The organism is Ekhidna sp., assembly GCF_965228795.1.
In the GTDB taxonomy this organism is placed as follows: domain Bacteria; phylum Bacteroidota; class Bacteroidia; order Cytophagales; family Cyclobacteriaceae; genus Ekhidna.
This window is the reverse complement of record NZ_OZ245839.1, coordinates 2,523,109-2,542,046: the sequence shown is the minus strand read 5'-3', so window position 1 is coordinate 2,542,046 and position 18,938 is coordinate 2,523,109. Positions and strand designations below refer to the sequence as shown.

The following is an 18,938-nucleotide window of genomic DNA, read 5'->3' as shown; positions in this document are numbered from 1 at the left end:
CTAAATTCAAATAATTCCATAATTAGTGTAAGTTAGATTTAAGAATGTTCATCTTCATTTCTGTTTCCTCGTATTCTTTGTGAGGGTTAGAATCTTCTGTTATTCCAGCTCCAGCGAAAAACCTTACAATGCCATTCATTAGTTTCATACACCGCAGATTTACATACAAATCTGAAGCGTTCTCAAAATTCACCGGGCCTAAAAATCCTGAATAGAATTCCCGATCATATGCTTCTTCCTTTTGAATCCATGGCTTGGTTTGATCAATAGGCATTCCGCAAACGGCAGAGGTAGGATGGAGGAGTTCTAGCATTTGATCGGCCAGTTCTTCAAACGGGACTTCTTCATATTTCACGATGAACTCAGTCTTCAAATGAGCCAAACTGCCAGCTTTGACAGTCTTAGGTCCGTGCTCATGAAACTCTCTTAATCGGATCTTTTTAAAACAGTTGATGACATATCTGCTCACAAGAGCTTGCTCTTCAATTTCTTTTTGCGTCCAGGCGATTTCATTCAATTGTTGATCATCATGTAAAGGCTTGGTACCAGCTAAAGAAACCGTCTTGAATCGTTCTGAATTATTTGAAATCAATAATTCAGGCGTGGCACCAATCCATAAACCTTTTCCTGGAATATGCGATATGCTGCAAAAAGCATTGGCATATTTCTCGCAAATGGTTTGAAAGAAAAACCATGCTGAAAAGTCTTCAGGCAATGCCTCATCGCGGTAGCGTGATAAAACTACTTTCTCGAAGGAACCCTCCTTGATTTCTGCAATCGCTTTGCTTACAGATTGTTCAAACGGATTGAACGAATCTTCATTTTTTGGATAGCTGGCTTTTGTATCTGAAGCTTTAGTTTCCCTTATTCGCTTTTTAAACGCATCAATCTGCGAATCGCTTACATGTGGAGCAACTGATATTTCATTTGCTTTAATGATCACATCAGCAGCAATGTGGAATGGCTTAATGGGATGGTTATCGTCGTATGAGTTAATTAGAAAGCCAGCTTCCAATTCATCTAATTGAAAATTCTCCAACTGCTTGACCTCCTTTAAGGAAATGAACGTGTGAATGGCTTCATCTCCGGGTTTTTTCCAAACTGCGAACGAATAATCGGCCTGTTCTAGCTGACGAATAAGAATATCCGGCTTTTCAAGTTGTAATATGGTCGCTAACTTTGTCACTTATACTTTGCGGTCTAAAATAGCCATTGTTATTCGACTGATGGCAACTAATTGACCATCTTCATTATGTATTTCGATACCCCACACCTGTGTCCCTCGTCCTAGATGGATGGGTTTAGCTGTACCGGTAACCAATCCACTGCGTGCAGATTTGATGTGATTGGTGTTGATTTCTAAACCCACCGCATACTGCTTATCTAAATCCACCGTTATTGTCGCTCCAACACTACCCATGGTTTCTGCAAGAGCAACAGAAGCTCCTCCGTGTAACAACCCCATGGGTTGCTTTGTTCGGTGATCTACGGGCATGGTAGCCTTTAAATAATCGGACCCTATTTCGGTAAATTTTATGCCCAAATGCTCAACCATACAGCCTTCCGACATGTTGTTTAATGCATCTAGTTCCAGGTAGTCTGGAAAAATTCTTTCTTTTGCCATTTGTTCAGCAAACCAAGATAAACACAGTTTGAAAAACAAGACGATTTACATACTTCGACACGGAGAAACAGATTTTAACAAAAAAGGCATGGTTCAGGGCCGGGGAGTTAATGCCTCACTCAATGAAACCGGTAAAGCACAAGCGCAAAAAGCAGCAGCTGCATTTGAGAATGTTCATTTCGATCGTGTGTTTACTTCTGCTTTGGTGCGCACACATGAGACCGTGGGGCAGTTTATGAGTAATGGGACACCCGTTACAGCCTTAGACGGTTTTGACGAGATCAGTTGGGGCAATCAGGAAGGAAAAGAAGCATCTTATGATGCCAAGAACCTTTATGCTGATACAGTTAATGGCTGGCGAAGGGGAGAGCTTCACCTAAATGTGGGTGGTGGGGAAAATCCTATTCAGGTCATGGAGCGACAAAAAGCAGCGATGGAGCAAGTATTAGAAGCAGATGGTGAAAATGTTTTGATCTGCATGCACGGAAGAGCGATGCGTGTGCTACTATGCTGGACCCTTAATTATCCGTTGAATTACATGGATGGCTTCCCGCATGATAACTGCTCGTATTATGTGCTGGGATATCGGCGAGATACCTTTTATCTAAAGGACTTTAATCAGATCGAACATTTGGTTGGATAGTATTACTATTGCCCTTTCTAATAAAGTTCATCAGGGTCTTCGTCATGAGGGCCTACTCCCGGAGGGTTAAATAGTCCCCATCGGTCTATGATGTAATTCCAAGCATCAAAACTTTCAACCCAATCAATAAATAACAGTCGATACTCTTCCACTGCATCTCGTAAGAGTTGGAAATACTGTGTTTCTTCAAAACCATGCATTTCGAGACTATGGGTTTGAACGATAAGTTCTCTGGCAGATTTTCTGATGATCGCAGCGCATTCCATTTTTATATCATATAAATCACCAGCTTCAGCTCCAGAGACTTTCACCGCAAGATTGTGGGCGTCATTCATCATCCAAACACCAACTTCCCTTAATATTTCATTATCCTCAGGGATCAAATCCACTAATGCACGAACAAGCTCAGCGATTTCCATTCCCTTTTTGAAAATGGGAAGGTTTCTGCTATCCGGTATGTCATCTTCTTCATCAAACATTTTTCAATGATTTAAACTGAACAAATCCTGACAGGTTTTTGAAACCTGTCAGGACTCCTTTACTCCTTGTGCCAACCCCATCATTTTTCCCCTCACTAGTCCAAGTGTCTGCTTGGACCATATTATTAGAATCGAATCTAAATTGATGAGATTGCTTCTTCGTTCCTCATCGCAATGACGGTTATAAATTGAGAACGTCATCGCGAGTGCACCGAAGCGATCTCATTATCTTTTATTAATCAGTTTTTGACACTGCATGCGCCAACCCCATCTTAATCTCACCCCAACTATAGCTATCCGGAAGTGCCCCTTTGATCTCCCCGGATTTGGTTAGCCCTTCGTCGTAGCATTTGAGGATATTTTTCAATCGGCTAGGCTTAACAAAATCAGTAACGTCCAGTTCACCTAGCTCTACATACTTAGCCAGATGGCTTTCAATGGTTCCTTCTGCCAATCCTCGTTCTTCGGCAATTACCTTGATGGACTTCCCTTCTTTATACATCTCATAACTGATCTCCGCAGTGGGGGTCTTATCCTTCGCGCTTGCTTTTTGAACCGAGTTAAGCTGTTTGTTGGATTTAAGCTTTTCCTTCGTCAGGGGCACACCTTCATTGATATGTTGTACTAATAAATTCAGTTTAACAATCTGTCTAAGGTGTGAGGCGAGTAAATCTTTAATATCTACCAGCTCTGCTCGGTAAGTCTTAGCCTGCGTTTGTGTTTTCAGCATGCGATGCTGCTGTGTGATTCGTTCGATCAGTTCTGTCAGCTTCTCTTCAAAATAGGCAGATGCCTTGCTCATCCGCTCTGCAAGTTGGTGGAGATCCTTCTGTGCTAAAATTCCATTTACTTGTCTAATGAAGCCTTCCCCTACATTTTTCAATGGAAAAGCAGCATTGATCAGCTCATCGGTCCAGGGAAGTTGCTTTTGTTTCAATGACCGATTTTCATCTTTATTGAAAGTCTTTTTATGAGCCACCAACTCTCTAAGCATCGGATCAAAAAGAAACGCACGTTCCGTGAATTCCGAAATGAAACGCATCCGATCCCGTTCGAAGTTCTCAGCCAGCTTGTCCTTTCCTTCAAAGCTGGAGATGTAGTGGTTCAATTGTTCATCAATCGATGGTGATCGTTTAGGCAAAGGACTGCTAAGCACCAGTCCATCCAAAGAGGTAAGGCGTGATAAAGCAACGTAAAGCTGACCGGCAGCAAAGGTCCCTTCTAAATCCAGAATGGCTTTTTCGAACGTCAGTCCCTGGGATTTATGAATGGTGACTGCCCACGCAAGTTTGAGCGGGTATTGCTTAAACGTACCAAGTACTTTCTTGTCTACTTCATTGGTGGTTTTGTCCAATACATATCGAACGTTTTCCCATTCATATTGCTCAACTGGTACTTCGGTTCCATCTTCAAAGGTCACTTTGATTCCATCCTCCAGACTTGATACTTTACCAATCTTTCCATTGAAAAATTGTCCTTTTCCCGTAGGATCATTTTTGATGAACATGACCTGAGCCTCTTCTTTCAATTGAAGAATTGGTTCGCATGGATACGCATTTTCAGGGAAGTCTCCGGATAGATCCGCGTCAAAATTCACTGTTGGGTAATTGAGGTCCTCCAGTCTCGTCGAATTGATCTTATCAGCCTTTCGATTATGAGTGGTTAGGTGAATATATCCCTCCATTTCAGAGACATCTTCCTGAAACTTCTCATTCAGCATGGCTACATCATCATACTCCAACTCATTGTGCCTTAGACGGTTGAGTAAGTCGATGAAATACTGATCACTTTGTCTGTAAACCTTATCTAATTCGACCCGGATGGGCGGGTTTTCTTTCAGTGCGCGTGCTTCAAAAAAATAAGGAGAAGCATAATACTGACGTAGGAGAGCAGCTTCTTCTTGTTTGACTACCGGGGGTAGTTGCATCAGGTCACCGATGAAGAGTATTTGTAAGCCACCAAACGGATCAAATCGGCGTTTTCTCAGTTTCCTCAAGGTGGCATCAATACAGTCCAGCAGGTCTGCACGCAGCATACTCACCTCATCAATAATAAGTAGCTCTAATTCATTGATCAGCTTCCTTTTTTGAGCTCCAAATTTGGCTTCTCTGAAAAGCGATGAGGGGGTGTTGACCTGAATGTTTCGCTCAGCGAAAGGGATATCTTCCGGGATATAGGCACCAAAGGGTAGCTGGAGCAATGAGTGAAGCGTAACACCCTCTGCATTGATGGCTGCAATGCCGGTTGGAGCCGCCACTGCCGCATTTTTGTAAGTATTTCGGATGATATTTCTGAGAAAGGTGGTCTTGCCTGTCCCAGCTTTTCCAGTCAGGAAGATATGTCGATTGGTTGTGTTAACGTAGTTAGCTGCCAGCTCTGCAGCATCACTGAAGTGGTTCATGAGGACGAAGATAGTTGCAATTACCTTTTCTACATTATTTAGGGCTTTAGATTCTGAAACAAGTTCAGAATGACTCATATATCCATGAGTAGTTTCATCATCTGCTAGTCACCCTGAATTTATTTTAGGGTCTATTTATTACCATAAGGGGTGAAATCAAAGAAAATGCTAATATTACTTCATGGCCAAGCAAAAGATCCATGCGGAGGTAGGGAAACGCGTTATAGAACTTTCCAACCTGGATAAAGTCCTTTATCCCGAGGATGAGATCGTTAAGGCCGAAATCATTGAATACTACCTAAAACTGGCCCCAACTATCCTCAATCATATCAGAGGACGAGCACTCTCTTTGGTTCGCTATCCGGATGGCATCTATGGCGAGCAGTTCTTTCAAAAGCATCGCCCTGACTGGACACCCGACTGGATCGATTATAAGAGACTTGGGCAGGAGCGAAAGAAAGAGTATGTGGTAGCTAAAGAAGATGCTACATTGGTTTGGCTAGCAAATCTGGCTTGTTTGGAGATTCACCAGATACACAGCTTTTCAGAACACAGCGATAAGCCGGATTACATTGTGTATGACCTGGATCCTCCGGAGGATGGTTCGTTTCCTTTAAAAGATTTGAAGCAGATAGCCTTTGCTTTAAAAGAACACCTGGAGCGTTATAATTATCATGTATTTGTAAAGACCACCGGAGGGAAAGGATTGCATTTAGTAACACCTGTAGAGGCGAAATATACTTTTGAGGAATGTTTTCAGGCAGCCAAGAAGATCGCTTCAGATTTTATCCAAAAGCATAATCAAACCACCCTACATATTAAAAAGGAAGCACGAAAGGGACGGGTACTGGTAGATATCTATCGTAATCGTCCCTCACAGACCATTGTATGTCCCTACAGCTTAAGAGGAAAATTGGGAGCAACTGCTTCAACACCCATTGAATGGGATGAGCTAGATCAACTTAAAGATTTAAATCAGTGGAATATTAAAACCACATTGGCTAGAGTGATGGAAAAAGGAGATGCCTGGGAACAGATCCGTGGCTGGGCAACTCCATTGCATACAGATAAGCGTGCGGTTGTCGCGAAAGAATTACCGCCAAATAAACGACACAAAACACCGGAGCAATTATCCGATTACGAAAAGAAACGTGATTTTAATAAGACTCCTGAGCCGCTATTGTCTGAAAATGATGCACCAGGTAGTCGGTTTTGTATTCAGCGACATCATGCCTCTCACTTGCACTATGACTTGAGGCTAGAACAAGATGGAATACTAAAATCATGGGCGATACCACGCGGCATGCCTCCGGTTCCTGGGGTTAAACGCTTAGCAGTACAAACAGAAGATCACCCCTTAAAATACCTGACATTTGAAGGTGAAATACCCAAAGGAGAGTATGGGGGTGGTATGATGTGGGTTTACGCTACAGGACGGTATGAAATCACTAAAGAGAAAAAGAATGGCTTTTACTTCAGGCTTTCAGGTAAGCAACTCAGTGCGGAGTACCGTATGCATCTGATGAAAGACAAGGAGTGGTTATTGGAGCGTGTAGATACCCCACAGCAAAATCTATTGGACCAGGTAATGAAACCTATGCTGGCCGATGCATCAAAACGTGTGCCGCTGGGTGACTTCTATTATGAACTGAAGTGGGATGGAATTCGAGCATTAATTCACCTGAATGAAGGTCAATTGAAGATCTATAGCCGAAATGGCAATGACATCACCGAGCAGTTTCCGGAACTGAACATTCCTGAGCAGGCTTTCCGTATCAACAACGCCATTTTTGATGGTGAGATTGTGTGCCTCGATCAAGAGGGAAAAGCCAATTTCAAGAAGGTGATCAAGCGATTGATGAGCAAGAAAAATTTTGACTATGAATCTAAGCGATCGCCAGCCTATTGCTACTTGTTCGATTGCCTGTATCTAGATGGTCGCTCTTTAATGAACGACCCGCAAGACCGCAGAAGGTGGTGGATGATCGATTCTACTAGAGTGGGAGAGACCAACTACCGGATCAGTCAATCTGAAGAAGATGGTAAGGCCTTGTTTGCAGCTGCAAAAGCCCATGGTATAGAAGGCATTGTCGCCAAAAGAATTGATGCGAGATATACTCCCGGCAAGCGAAGTGATGCATGGATTAAAGTGAAAGTAAAGGAAACGAAAGACTGCTACATCATTGGTTTTACACAAGGTGAAGGGGAGCGTGAACGATCATTTGGATCTTTGCAACTTGCTGAGAAGGATGGTGATGATCTGATTTACAGAGGTAGGGTTGGTACAGGATTTGATGATGCATTGCTAAAGTCGTTGACAAAGCAATTTGTTGAGTTAGTCTCTGCTGAAAAGCCTGTAGAAGGAGAAGTGCATGAAGAGAAAAAGACCGTTTGGTTGAAGCCGGAGCTAGTATGCGAAGTAGAATACTCCATGATCACTGATAATGGCACATTCAGAGATCCGGTTTTTAAGAAGCTTGCTGAGTTGACCTAGAACGATTCGTGCTTGTTGAAATATCGAAAAACATCAATCATACCACCTGATTGTGATAACTGGATGTTTCTTAAAAAGATGTAGTCTTTTACATCCCTCTTCCCGAAAATATCATATAAGTCTTTTTCCTCACTCACACGTATAAAATCGCCCTTAATCATTGTAAAAAACAATTCACCTGCCTCTAACAACGGATGATCACCTGAGATGAGAACCTTGTAAAAGGTAGTATTACCTTCCTTGTAAATCGGGATATAGGTATCACGATGCTCGTTCAACAAGGTGACTTTCTCAATATCACTTAGAAACATCCTATTGATTGAGTCTTGCTGAATCAAAATAGTACCAGACTCAAAATTAATTTTGACCATTCCATAAATGGTGTCTGATCGGATAATAACATAACCCTCTTCGGGATCATTGGCCTGGGCATCAAGAAGTCCTGAAATCAGTATCAAGATAATAATTAATAGGTTTCTCATGGCTAGTTGTGTTGATCCACAAACAAGCTAAAAACGAAAGAAAAAGTAAAGGAATGAAAGCAAACTTGACACAAGTATGACAACTACATAAAATGAGTTTAACAGTAGAGGTACGTTATTATTAAATTATAAATACTTGGGCTAAATAGATTGTAAGTCTGGCACAGATTAATTAAGGCATTGATAGGTATATTAACTAATGTGTTTTTACTGGATTCCTCACATTTTTTCTAACGTACCGTTAATTATATTTGGATGACTTTAAAATTAAATAATATTATATTGACATTATTTATCGCCAGCAAATGGAAGAACGGATGAAAAGAATCGTTTTGATTGATGATGATGAAACGACGAATTATCTAAATAAATTAATCATCGAGCGGTCTAAATTAGTCGATGAGGTGGTTTCATTCGACTCAGCACAAGATGCGCTTAATTTTTTCTCGAATAATCATTCTGAGGAAGATGAGTCACTCGTACTATTGGATGTGAATATGCCAATAATGAACGGCTGGCAGTTTTTAGATCATTATCATACCTTGGATAAAAACAATTCGAATAAAATTGTCATTCTAACCTCTTCAATCAATCCGGCTGATAAACAGCTTGCAGAGGAAAAGAAAGGAATCATTGATTATAAGGCCAAGCCACTGTCCATTGAAATGATAAATGAATTGGTGTCAAACCATCTCAACTGAGGTCGTTTCCTGAGGAAACTCGATGTTAACGGCCGTTCCTACTCCCTCTTCACTTTCAATTCTTACCCAGCCATTTAGCGCATTTATTCTGGACTTCACAATAAAAAGTCCCATTCCTCGACCTTCAACATCCAGATGGAATCGTTGATACATTTTGAAAAGTTTATCTCCAACTTTGTTGAAATTCATCCCTCTGCCATTGTCTGAGATGACAAGGTATTTATGTAAATCATCTTCATAGCTCTTGATCTGAATGTGAAGCCTTTTTGATGGATCCGAAAACTTTATACAATTGCTAAGAATGTGATAGAAAGCGTCTACTAAGAATGGCCTGAAAGATTTTATTTTCTTTACCTCCAGGTTTTGATCAATTGTGATATTTTGATTTGTCAACTCCGGTTTAAGAAGGTCAAGAACTTCTTTTATCACACGCTCAATAGAAAGCTCTCGATAGTCTGAAGGAGTTGGGTCTTGTACATTAAGTACCGTGCTCAATTCCTTGATTACCTTATCTATACGATTCGAAGCGTGACCAATTTTGTCAATGATATCTTTTGAGAGCGAGACTTCATTTTCGTCTTTTAGCAAGTCAGAAAATCCAATGATTTGAGTAAGTGGTTCTCTTAAATTATGGCTGATTACACTATTGAATTCAAGAAGACTTTTATTTCTACTTTTCAGTTTTTGAATGAGCTCTTCTTTTTCTATTTCCAGAATATTGCTTCTGTATTTTGCGATTGCTGTGATGATCAGGTCCACCAGCGAACCAACATATCGCTCTTCATTTACTGTCCAATCACGGTATTTATTTTTCAACATAGAATACGAGATGAACCCTGCAAATTCACCATCTATAAATACCGGGGCATTTAAGATCGACTCTATTCCTGCCGATTTAAAATACTGATAATAGATATCTCTTAATCGGTCATCTTTACTAATTTGATTTACGGCTAGTGTTCTATTATTTACGAAATCCTTGAAAAAATCAGGAAAATCATTCAGACTTATTTCTTTGCTTGGGATGGTGGAAGCTTCTTGTTTTGAGTTGATCGCATTTAAGATGACGACATTTCTGTCTTTTTGATAAAGCCAGTATGTCACACGATCACACTTTATTGCTTTTCTAGATTGTTCCAGTAAACCCTGGATAAATGAATCGAGATTAAGCGTATCGCTGTTAAGCTCTTTTGATAATGACAAAAGGGTATTGGTGAACTTTGCTTCCCTGCTAGCTTCTTTAATCTTTTTTTGGCGCTTTCGGTATTGATAACTTGAAAAGCCCAATCCACCAACTATAAAAATGGCTAACACAAAAACAATCAGTCTTGCTTCTTCCTCAGCCTTCAGCTGCTGTTGCTCTTGTCTCAATAACTTGTTTTCAGCTAGAACCAACTCAGATTGCAGCGCTGATTTCATTTTTTCTACATTGGAGATAAATTCAGCGTTTCTGATGCTATCTCCTAAGTTCTTGTGCTTCTCAAGATAGAATGCTGCATCTTGTATTTCATTTCGTCTGAGATGAAAAGTGTAGAGTTTGTTGTATGCTTGATTTAGCAGATCATTTGCTTCAAAGGATTTAGCAAGCGCTTCTCCTTTCCTCCAATAGTATTGTGCACTATCGGTACTAATTCCACTTAAGTAATAGTCTCCAATTTGTAAATATGATTGAATCAACCCACGCTTATGATCAGCGATTATTCTGTTTTCAATTGACTTTCTCATCAAATCAATCGCTCTTTTCTTCGCTCCTTTCAGGTAGGCACATTCTGCCAGTCCAAAGTAGCCGTAACCAATTCCTCGAAAATGATTGGTGCTTAGCGCATTGTCCAGACAAAGTGTGAAATACCTTTCAGCCATGTCAATTTCTCCTTTCATCAGACTAACCTCACCTAGGTTATTGTAAATGATAACAGGCTGATATTCAGGTAATTTTTCAATTGCAAGGGTCAAGGCCCGATTGAAATAGGTTAAACTGGAATCAAATACTCCCTTTCGTCGATAAACTTCACCGATGTTATTATTCAACCTGACATGATCAAGTGGATATTTTGATACATTATAGGATAAGGCTTCCAGGTAAAAGGCGAGTGCCTGATCAGGAAGTCCCACCACCAGGAAACTACTACCTTTGATCGTGGTAGCACGGATTAATCCTTGCTCGTAACCAATATCCTTTGCTATGGAAATCGCTTGGTTGATATAATAGATAGACTGTTGCTGATCAGTCATACTGAACCTGAAAGCAATCTCATTTAATGCATTTACATAGGTAGAATCATGATTTTCAATTTCACTCAAAGAGGATATGAGGCTGTCCAGCTGGTCACTTTGTCCGAAACACGGGCTGATACACGTAACAATTACAAACAGAAAAAAATATTTCCTCATTCCAATATCTAAGGTAGCCCTTACCTTTGGATTATGGCATCAGACTATTCGCAAATTTTGAAAGACATCAATGGCGGATCCTTCGCGCCTGTCTATTTCCTCCAAGGTGAGGAAACGTTCTTTATTGACAATATAATTGAAAATATAGAAAATAACGCTTTGGAAGAAAGCCAACGCAGCTTCAACCAAGTGATATTATACGGTAAAGATACTACACTTACTGATGTTATTGGTGCCGCAAGAAGATACCCAATGATGGGGGAGCGTCAGGTAGTGATTGTGAAGGAAGCTCAGGAAATGCGTGACTGGAAAAATGAAGATAAACAAAATCTGGTCATTAACTACCTGGAAAATCCGCTGGCCAGTACCATTCTAGTGTTTGGGTACAAGTATAAAACGGTTGACAAACGAACCAAATTTGGAAAGGTGGTTGAAAAGAACACTGTTTTTCTCCACGCTAAGAAGCTCTACGACAATCAGGTTCCGGATTGGATAAAAAACTATTGTGTTAGTCAGGGAGTAAAGATCGATGATAGTGCAGTTATGATGCTATCTGAAAACATTGGCAATAATCTTCAGCGACTCGCCAATGAAGTAGAAAAGCTATTACTGAATGTAAAAGATGGAGAAATGATTACTTCGGCCATGGTTCAGAGATACGTAGGAATAAGCAAGGACTACAACATCTTTGAGCTGCAAAAAGCGCTTAGTGCTTTGAACAAACAAAAGGCACACAAAATTGCCGACTATTTTGCTGCCAATCCAAGCAATAATCCTCTCGTCTTAACCATCTACAGTCTTTTTTCATATTTCAGCAAGTTGTTATTGATTCATAATTCAGCGGATAAAAATGAAAGAGCTATTGCCTCTACCATAGGAGTGAATCCATTCTTTGTTAAAGAGTATTTACAGGCGGCAAGAAATTATCCGGTCGGAAAGGTGGTTCAAAACATTAAATATCTGCATGAAGCCGATTTGCAGTCAAAGGGGATCGGCTATGCAACAAAAAAAGAGGGTCCGGTTTTAACAGAGTTGGTATACAAATTGATGAATTGATACAATTTGCCAAAAAAATTACGTTCCATTTGATGGTCAAAAACAGTAATGTATTGAAAAAGATATTATTCCTGATACTAGGTTTAATCACCTATTCATTATCCGCCCAGAATTCATTTTCCAGTAATGACTTTGCCGGCTTAGAAGCATTCGAGGAGTTTCAAGCCAGAAAATATCAGTCTGTTATTGGAGGTCTCAAAAGCCAACCACAGCGGAGCAATGGTGAAGAAATACTGTTGTTGCTCAGTGAGTTAAAAACGGGAAAAAGAGATGCTTCCAAAATAGAAGCATGGTATCATCAAAATGAAAATCACCCCATCAAGCCATTCGTTGCTTATCACCTGGGAGAGTTCTACTTCTATCAAAAAGATTCACTGAAGAGTAAAGAATACCTGTCATCAATTACAGCTTCTGAGCTCTCCACCCAAGATAAAGCTTCATATGGCTATATCTACGGTTTGCATCAGTTAGCTGGTGGTAACTATAAAAATGCAAAAGGCCTTTTTCAATTTGCTCGTAAGAATGGATTTTCAAATACGGCAGCTTTGGACTATTATGAAGCCTATGCTAGTTATCATTTAGATGACTGGGAACGTGCTCTAGAAGGGTTCGAAAAATCATCAAGTACTAATGAGTATGGTACTTCATCTAAATTTTTTATAGCTAAAATACAACTTGAGAATGGACAATTGGATCAGGTAATTGAGCTTGCTCAGGGGGAGCTATCTGAAGAGGCTTCCATTACCAATTCCGGTTTTTATCAAATCATTGGTGAGGCTTATGCTCTTAAGAACAATACTCAAAAAGCAGATGCCTATTTTGAACGAGCAATTCAATTACATCCTGGTCGGCCTACTTCTGCTCTCTATTATCAGGCAGGGGTTTCCAAGTTTAAGATCGGGAATGAAGATAAAGCCATATCATACCTGACTAAAGCCGGTCTTCAGGGCGGAGAGTATGCTCAGCTAAGTGCCTTTCAATTAGGAAGGCTTTACTTGAAGAAAGGAGCCCTGGAAGATGCCTTATTTGCATATATAGAAGCATCCGCAGCTGATAATGATGTTATCAAAGAGGAAGCTTACTATCAGTCTGCTCAAATACATACCAAACTGGAAAACTACTCTGAAGCTATTCAGTATGCTTCCGATTACCTGGATCAATTCAATTCTGGTCAGTGGAAAGTAGAAATGCAGAATTTGATTGCTCAGTCTTATTTACGTACATCCAATTACGACCTTGCCATTGAGCATCTGCAATCATCAGGAATTAATACTTCGACACAAAAAGAAGTCTATCAGGTAGTCACTTTTCAAAAGGCATTGTTGCTGTTTAATGATGCAGCATTTGATTTATCGAAAAAATGGTTTCTGGAAAGTTTGAAGCACCCGGAGGATATCATGCTCACAAACCGGAGTTATTACCATTTAGGAGAGATTTCTTTGAGAGTAGGAGCATATAAACAAGCACTTAACCACTATCAGAAACAAACACTGATTGATCCACTCTCACATTATGGAATCGGTTATGCATATTATAATCAGCAACAATATGAAGCAGCCATTAGTCATTTCAGAAATGCGAGGAATGCCACTGAAAAAGAGATTCAACAAGATGCTGCGGTGCGCCTGGCTGATTGTCTGTTTGCGACCAAGTCTTATGACCAAGCAGCATCCATTTATCAAAACTTACAAAATCAACTCAACTCACCGTACGTTACTTTTCAGCTAGGGAAGACGTACAGGAATCTGGGGAATGATGATCAGGCCATTCGTGCATTTAGAACAATCTTTTCATCAACCAGATATGGAGCACTAGCACGTTTTGAGTCAGGCATGGTCTTCTTCGAGGCTGCAAAGTTCAGTGAGGCAATTGAAAACTTCAGTCAGGTAATTAATAGATTCCCTGACTCACCTTCAGTTTTGGAATCTATACTCAATAGGGGAATTTCCTATAAAAACCTGGGTGAGCTGGGAGAAGCTAAAAATGAATATTTAAGTATTCTCAACAAATATCCGACGGAAGAAATTGCTTTAAACGCAATTTTAGGTTTACAGGAATTGCAACAAGCAGGAATTGAGGTTGGCAATCTGGAATCATTCATTGACACCTACAAAAAAGCCAATCCTAACAGTGGAAGTTTGGAGGTAATAGAGTTTGAAGCGTCTAAACGACAATACTTTGACTTTGCCTATGATCAGGCTGTAAAATCATTTGAAAAGTTTTTGAAAAACTACCCATCCAGTTCTAACAATTTAGAAGCCAAATACTATTTAGCTGATGCCTATTATCGATTGGAAAAATATCAGGAATCGGAGCGAGTATTCAATGAATTGAAATATGTCAGAAATGCGTTCACCGGTCGCATTCTAAATCGATTAGGAGATATCAATCGCCAATTGTCGGATGTAAGTGAATCTGAAGAAGCGTTTAAATTATTACTTGACTTAGACCTAAACCCTAAGGACACTTACAACGCAAGGCGTGGTTTAATGTCTCTTTATTATGAAAACGATCGCTATCAAGATGCGATTAACCAGTCTGATGAAATCATCCAATCCACATGGAAACCGTTGAATGCTGAGCAAGAGGCCAGGCTGGTCAAGGCAAACAGTTTGATGAAACTAGGTAATGTTGATTCGGCTTTAGAACAGTTTCAAATGCTGGCTGAGGGAAAGGACGTATTTGCAGTTGAGGCAGGTTACAATATTGGATTAATCCAGTATAACGAAGGAAAGCATGAGGAATCTCTCAACACCTTATTTGACCTGAATGCAGCCTATGGAAGTTACCAGGACTGGATCGATCGATCATATCTCTTGATTGCCAGAAATTACATCACAATGGAAGAACTATTTCAGGCAAAAGCTACTTTGAGATCCATTATTCAGCACGCCAAAAATGAAGAAGTCAAATCGGAAGCTGACACATTATTAAATCAAATTGAACAAGACACCATTGATTCTGATACCATCACTAAAAATGAAGAATAGCATGCGGTTGATAATTACAATTTTTTGCTTGGTATATGGTGGGTCATTATTGGCACAGAACGACTCTACCCGTACGGAAAAAGGGGAAATACTTACCGGTGAGGTAGTTATTGAGAAAGATAAGCGAATCGTATTACCACAGGCAGATAAGATTTTCTTACGAAGCTCATTGAAGGATTATAATAATAAGCCGCTTAATGTATCCTTTGACATAAGAGAGCCCAATTTTGAGTGGCCGGACTACAAATCTGATGTTCCATTTCAAACTACAGAAGAAACATATCCGGAGGCTGCCTTTCAAAACTACGTTAAGCTCGGGTATGGTAATTATAATTCTCCATTATTGGAAGCAGGGCTGTTTCATTCAATAGGAAAATGGGATAGTCAAGCGAAGTTGTATTATGAGAGCTTTAAAACAGGGCCAGTTAATGCTGATAACAGTGGAAACGCTGAGGGAGGAGTAGCATTATCTAGCACATACCTTCAAAAGAGTTTTACGATAACGCCCTCACTTTCCTTTAATCAAAATCGCTATAAATATTATGGGAATACAAATCGGGTGAACGCTGGATTTGATTCAACAGACCCTGAAAGAGGGACTATCACTGATTTCATGACGGATTTAAATCTTGGCTGGGAGAAAAGGGATATAGAGATCACGATAAGACCTCACTTTTCTAGTACCAAGCAATCAATCAGCCCTTCAAATGAAGGAAATAGTGAAAACCTCTTTGGAACAGATGCTTTCCTAAAGTATGAAATTGATGAGGTGTTTAATGCAGGTCTATCAATCAATGGATATGTTGCTAACTATAAAGGTGGACTTACATATAATAGGTCATTATTGAATATTAACCCTTGGGTTTCGCACGAAAAAGATAAATTATCTCTTAGGGCAGGCTTCATTTTGTCATCAAACATGGTGAATGAAGTATCAGAAACAAAGATCTATCCAAAAATCAAAGCGGATTATTCGATATCGGAGAACTGGACCGTATTTGGTACCATTGAAGGTGGTGTTCAATGGAATAGTTTGACTAACCTCTTTACTCAGAATAGCTTTTTGGATGACTCTCTTGCGATAATCAACACAGAAAATACCTTTAGTATTGGAGGCGGATTGGAAGGAAATCCTGTGAAAAACATGCTTTTGAGAACTTCCCTGACACACTTTTCTTTAAATGGTCTTCCATTTTTTGTGCCTTCATCCGGTGATTCATCTAAATATGTGTTGGCTTACGATACAGAGACCATCAATTTATTACAGTTTAAATCCAGCATTTCTTACATGCCAAATGCTACAAGTAATTATGGAATGAGTCTTGAATTGAATAGCTACAATTTAAGTTCACTTGATAGGCCATGGCATAAACCAGCGTATATTTTGAAGGCTTTTACAAGTCACAATATCAGCGAAAAATTGATTGTATCCGCCTTTTTCACCAGTATGGGAGGAATCCGTGGACCAGCAGACGTTCCTTTCGGATACGTGAAGCTTCCTGCCTTTACGGATGTTGGGATCAGTGCTAAATATCTACTATCTCCACGTTCATCAGTATTCATTGACGTAAATAATTTGCTTAATAATGAATACGAACGATATTTGGGGTACCCGATCCGAGGACTCGCTTTCAAAATTGGTGGTCAGTACCGTTTCTGACACTAATATTTCCTAATAATGAATTTTATTTTATCTTGGTTCGGTCAATAAAATAAACCTATGGCTACAGACGATAAGAACAAAGACAGAGATGATGACGATTTCTTCGGTGATGATGAGGATTTCGGTCTTCCGGAGTTAGACTATGAAGCATTGGAAGATGATGATGATAGTGATGAAAAAACTGAAGAAGAAGTAACTGAAGAGGTTGAGGAGCCTACCGCTAGCGCTCCAGAGGAGACCCCTGAAGAGACAGAAGACGAAGCTTCTGATGATTCTGTCTTTGATAATGAGTCAATGGATATGGACGACATGGACATGGATATGGATGATGAAGATATCCCTGACCAAATATCTGATGAAGAACTTGAAGCATCTTTAGATGATTTAGGAGATGATGATATGCCGGATGTCTCAGATGAAGATTTAGCTTCTGACGATTCCTCAGACGATCCTTCAGAAGAAGAGATGGAGGATTTTTATGAAGAAGAGTCTTTTGATGATTTTGAATCTGATATGGAAGGCGATGGTGAAGAAGTGCCTGATTCCGTTTTTGATAGTGATGTGTTAGATGAAGATGAGTTTGCTCAATTTGAGCAGGAATTGATGGACACAGAGGCGAAAACTACTGAAGACATTCCTACATTCCAGGCAGATAATGTGCCGTCAGAAAACAAATCCAAGTTTGCCAAGGTGGTGATCTTTGGTGTGCTCATTTTTGCTGCATTAGGAGCAATCTTTTATTTCATGGCACCATTAAGTGGCGAGGGAGAGAGCGAAGCTCAACCTGTGGCTGAGCGAGCGGAAAGACCTGCCGCTAAAAAACCGGAGGAGAAACCAGTCGAAGAGCAAGCTAAACCTGCGGAAGAAGAAAATAGTGGCGCGGCTAAAGAAGAGGAAAGCCAGCCTTCCAATAATCAGGCAGAGAATAATGCCACGCCTGCAAGAACACAACAGCCTGCACGGAAGCAACCTGCCAAACAAGAGCCTCAACAGGTTCAGCAGACGGCTGGAACAGTTAATTCATTGACTGACAGAACGGGAAATTACCATATTGTGATTGGTAGTTTCTTGGATGGTGACATGGCGATGGATTATGCTAATAAGCTCTCAAGCGAAGGAAAAAGTCCATCTATTATTCCTCCATTCGGTAATGCAATTACTCATCGAGTGGCAATTTCCAGCTATGGCTCGCTAGCAGGCGCTCAGAATGCTGTTAATGGGTTTAAAGACCAGTATGGACAGGATATTTGGATTCTGAGATACTAGTGTACTAAGTTTTACGTTCAATCTGATTGAGTGGAATTTCCATTCATTTAAACTCAAGATAAAAGAACAATATGCTTATTAGTGTTATGCAGGATCCTCTTGTAGAGGGTCTGGAATCAGAAGAATCAATCTCTTTATTAGAGCTTCTTACAAATGGTGGGTATATGATGATACCCATCCTTTTATTATGGATGGTTGCCATCTACATTTTCGTGGAACGTACCCGCACTTTGAGTGCAGCTGCAAAGACTCCTGAATCTTTTAAAGACCAAATTAGATCACTGGTTATTGCAGGCGATATCAATGGGGCACTGATGCTTTGCGGTAAAACAGACACACCTGTTGCCCGAATGATTGAAAAAGGGATCACCCGAATCGGGAATCCATTAAAGAACATCGAGGTTAGTATCGAAAATGTAGGTAAGCTTGAGATTTATCGATTAGAAAAGAACCTGAATTTGCTGGCTACTATTTCAGGAGCTGCACCTATGATTGGTTTCCTTGGCACTGTGACAGGGATGATCCAGGCATTCATTGCCATCGCGCAGGAAGAAGGGGCTGTAAGCCCTAAGCTCCTTTCGTCGGGAATTTATGAGGCAATGATTACCACTGCAGCTGGTCTGTTTGTTGGTATTTTAGCATACTTAGGGTACAATTATCTTGTGTCGAAAGTTGGGAAAGTGATCCACACAATGGAGTCTAACGTTATAGACTTTATTGACCTTTTGCAAGAACCTAAAAAGTAGGC

Annotated in this window: 14 protein-coding genes; 8 read left to right on the top strand and 6 right to left on the bottom strand. The window is 40.2% G+C overall.

Features of this window, described 5'->3' with window-relative positions:
* Nucleotides 1–22: 22 nt before the first annotated feature.
* Entirely contained in the window at nt 23–1,186 is a 1,164-nt protein-coding gene (locus tag ACQK2H_RS11325) for a chorismate-binding protein (protein ID WP_425391556.1), read from the bottom strand.
* Complete coding sequence (locus ACQK2H_RS11320; protein ID WP_425391555.1) at nt 1,187–1,624, bottom strand: hotdog fold thioesterase; 438 nt, start codon at nt 1,622–1,624, stop codon at nt 1,187–1,189. It abuts the gene before it with no gap.
* A gap of 28 nt (nt 1,625–1,652) precedes the next feature.
* On the opposite strand from ACQK2H_RS11320, the gene ACQK2H_RS11315 reads away from it, so the two are divergent.
* Nucleotides 1,653–2,267, top strand: a complete 615-nt coding sequence (locus ACQK2H_RS11315; RefSeq protein WP_425391554.1) for a histidine phosphatase family protein — start codon at nt 1,653–1,655, stop codon at nt 2,265–2,267.
* A 17-nt stretch (nt 2,268–2,284) separates the two neighbouring features.
* On the opposite strand, the gene ACQK2H_RS11310 is transcribed toward ACQK2H_RS11315, so the two are convergent.
* Together ACQK2H_RS11310 and ACQK2H_RS11305 are read right to left on the bottom strand one after the other, a co-directional pair.
* Entirely contained in the window at nt 2,285–2,746 is a 462-nt protein-coding gene (locus ACQK2H_RS11310) for a hypothetical protein (RefSeq protein ID WP_425391553.1), read from the bottom strand.
* 235 nt (nt 2,747–2,981) lie between these two features.
* Nucleotides 2,982–5,225 (bottom strand): helix-turn-helix domain-containing protein, encoded by a 2,244-nt coding sequence (locus tag ACQK2H_RS11305; RefSeq protein ID WP_425391552.1) that lies wholly within the window; start codon nt 5,223–5,225, stop codon nt 2,982–2,984.
* A gap of 103 nt (nt 5,226–5,328) precedes the next feature.
* Here ACQK2H_RS11305 and ligD point away from each other — a divergent pair, with 103 nt between their 5' ends.
* Nucleotides 5,329–7,641 (top strand): non-homologous end-joining DNA ligase, encoded by a 2,313-nt coding sequence (gene ligD, locus ACQK2H_RS11300; RefSeq protein WP_425391551.1) that lies wholly within the window; start codon nt 5,329–5,331, stop codon nt 7,639–7,641.
* Here the strand turns inward: ligD and ACQK2H_RS11295 are convergent.
* Nucleotides 7,638–8,123 carry a hypothetical protein gene (locus ACQK2H_RS11295; protein WP_425391550.1) on the bottom strand — a complete coding sequence of 162 codons (486 nt, stop codon included), beginning with the start codon at nt 8,121–8,123 and terminating at the stop codon, nt 7,638–7,640. The two genes, ligD and ACQK2H_RS11295, sit on opposite strands and share 4 nt — an antisense overlap.
* Before the next feature lie 317 nt (nt 8,124–8,440).
* Here ACQK2H_RS11295 and ACQK2H_RS11290 point away from each other — a divergent pair, with 317 nt between their 5' ends.
* Entirely contained in the window at nt 8,441–8,824 is a 384-nt protein-coding gene (locus tag ACQK2H_RS11290; RefSeq protein ID WP_425391549.1) for a response regulator, read from the top strand.
* On the opposite strand, the gene ACQK2H_RS11285 is transcribed toward ACQK2H_RS11290, so the two are convergent.
* The gene (locus tag ACQK2H_RS11285) at nt 8,807–11,215 is read right to left on the bottom strand and encodes an ATP-binding protein (RefSeq protein ID WP_425391548.1); all 2,409 of its coding nucleotides are present in this window, start codon (nt 11,213–11,215) and stop codon (nt 8,807–8,809) included. The genes ACQK2H_RS11290 and ACQK2H_RS11285 overlap by 18 nt on opposite strands.
* A 33-nt stretch (nt 11,216–11,248) precedes the next feature.
* Here ACQK2H_RS11285 and holA point away from each other — a divergent pair, with 33 nt between their 5' ends.
* From holA to ACQK2H_RS11260, 5 genes are all read left to right on the top strand, one after another.
* Nucleotides 11,249–12,271 carry a DNA polymerase III subunit delta gene (holA, locus tag ACQK2H_RS11280; protein WP_425391547.1) on the top strand — a complete coding sequence of 341 codons (1,023 nt, stop codon included), beginning with the start codon at nt 11,249–11,251 and terminating at the stop codon, nt 12,269–12,271.
* A gap of 53 nt (nt 12,272–12,324) precedes the next feature.
* Nucleotides 12,325–15,261: a tetratricopeptide repeat protein gene (locus ACQK2H_RS11275; RefSeq protein ID WP_425391546.1), complete on the top strand. Its 2,937-nt coding sequence runs from the start codon at nt 12,325–12,327 to the stop codon at nt 15,259–15,261.
* Nucleotide 15,262: 1 nt separating this feature from the next.
* The gene (locus ACQK2H_RS11270; protein WP_425391545.1) at nt 15,263–16,921 is read left to right on the top strand and encodes a hypothetical protein; all 1,659 of its coding nucleotides are present in this window, start codon (nt 15,263–15,265) and stop codon (nt 16,919–16,921) included.
* 60 nt (nt 16,922–16,981) lie between these two features.
* Complete coding sequence (locus ACQK2H_RS11265; RefSeq protein ID WP_425391544.1) at nt 16,982–18,190, top strand: hypothetical protein; 1,209 nt, start codon at nt 16,982–16,984, stop codon at nt 18,188–18,190.
* 71 nt (nt 18,191–18,261) lie between these two features.
* Nucleotides 18,262–18,936 carry a MotA/TolQ/ExbB proton channel family protein gene (locus ACQK2H_RS11260; protein ID WP_425391543.1) on the top strand — a complete coding sequence of 225 codons (675 nt, stop codon included), beginning with the start codon at nt 18,262–18,264 and terminating at the stop codon, nt 18,934–18,936.
* The last annotated feature ends 2 nt before the right edge of the window (nt 18,937–18,938 follow it).

Bases quoted from the DNA above. Each gene is read 5' to 3' on its own strand.
- ligD (WP_425391551.1), top strand. From the start codon at position 5,329: ATGGCCAAGCAAAAGATCCATGCGGAGGTAGGGAAACGCGTTATAGAA.
- ACQK2H_RS11265 (WP_425391544.1), top strand. From the start codon at position 16,982: ATGGCTACAGACGATAAGAACAAAGACAGAGATGATGACGATTTCTTC.
- ACQK2H_RS11285 (WP_425391548.1), bottom strand. From the start codon at position 11,215: ATGAGGAAATATTTTTTTCTGTTTGTAATTGTTACGTGTATCAGCCCG.
- holA (WP_425391547.1), top strand. From the start codon at position 11,249: ATGGCATCAGACTATTCGCAAATTTTGAAAGACATCAATGGCGGATCC.
- ACQK2H_RS11270 (WP_425391545.1), top strand. From the start codon at position 15,263: ATGCGGTTGATAATTACAATTTTTTGCTTGGTATATGGTGGGTCATTA.
- ACQK2H_RS11295 (WP_425391550.1), bottom strand. From the start codon at position 8,123: ATGAGAAACCTATTAATTATTATCTTGATACTGATTTCAGGACTTCTT.
- ACQK2H_RS11305 (WP_425391552.1), bottom strand. From the start codon at position 5,225: ATGAGTCATTCTGAACTTGTTTCAGAATCTAAAGCCCTAAATAATGTA.
- ACQK2H_RS11290 (WP_425391549.1), top strand. From the start codon at position 8,441: ATGAAAAGAATCGTTTTGATTGATGATGATGAAACGACGAATTATCTA.
- ACQK2H_RS11260 (WP_425391543.1), top strand. From the start codon at position 18,262: ATGCTTATTAGTGTTATGCAGGATCCTCTTGTAGAGGGTCTGGAATCA.
- ACQK2H_RS11310 (WP_425391553.1), bottom strand. From the start codon at position 2,746: ATGTTTGATGAAGAAGATGACATACCGGATAGCAGAAACCTTCCCATT.
- ACQK2H_RS11320 (WP_425391555.1), bottom strand. From the start codon at position 1,624: ATGGCAAAAGAAAGAATTTTTCCAGACTACCTGGAACTAGATGCATTA.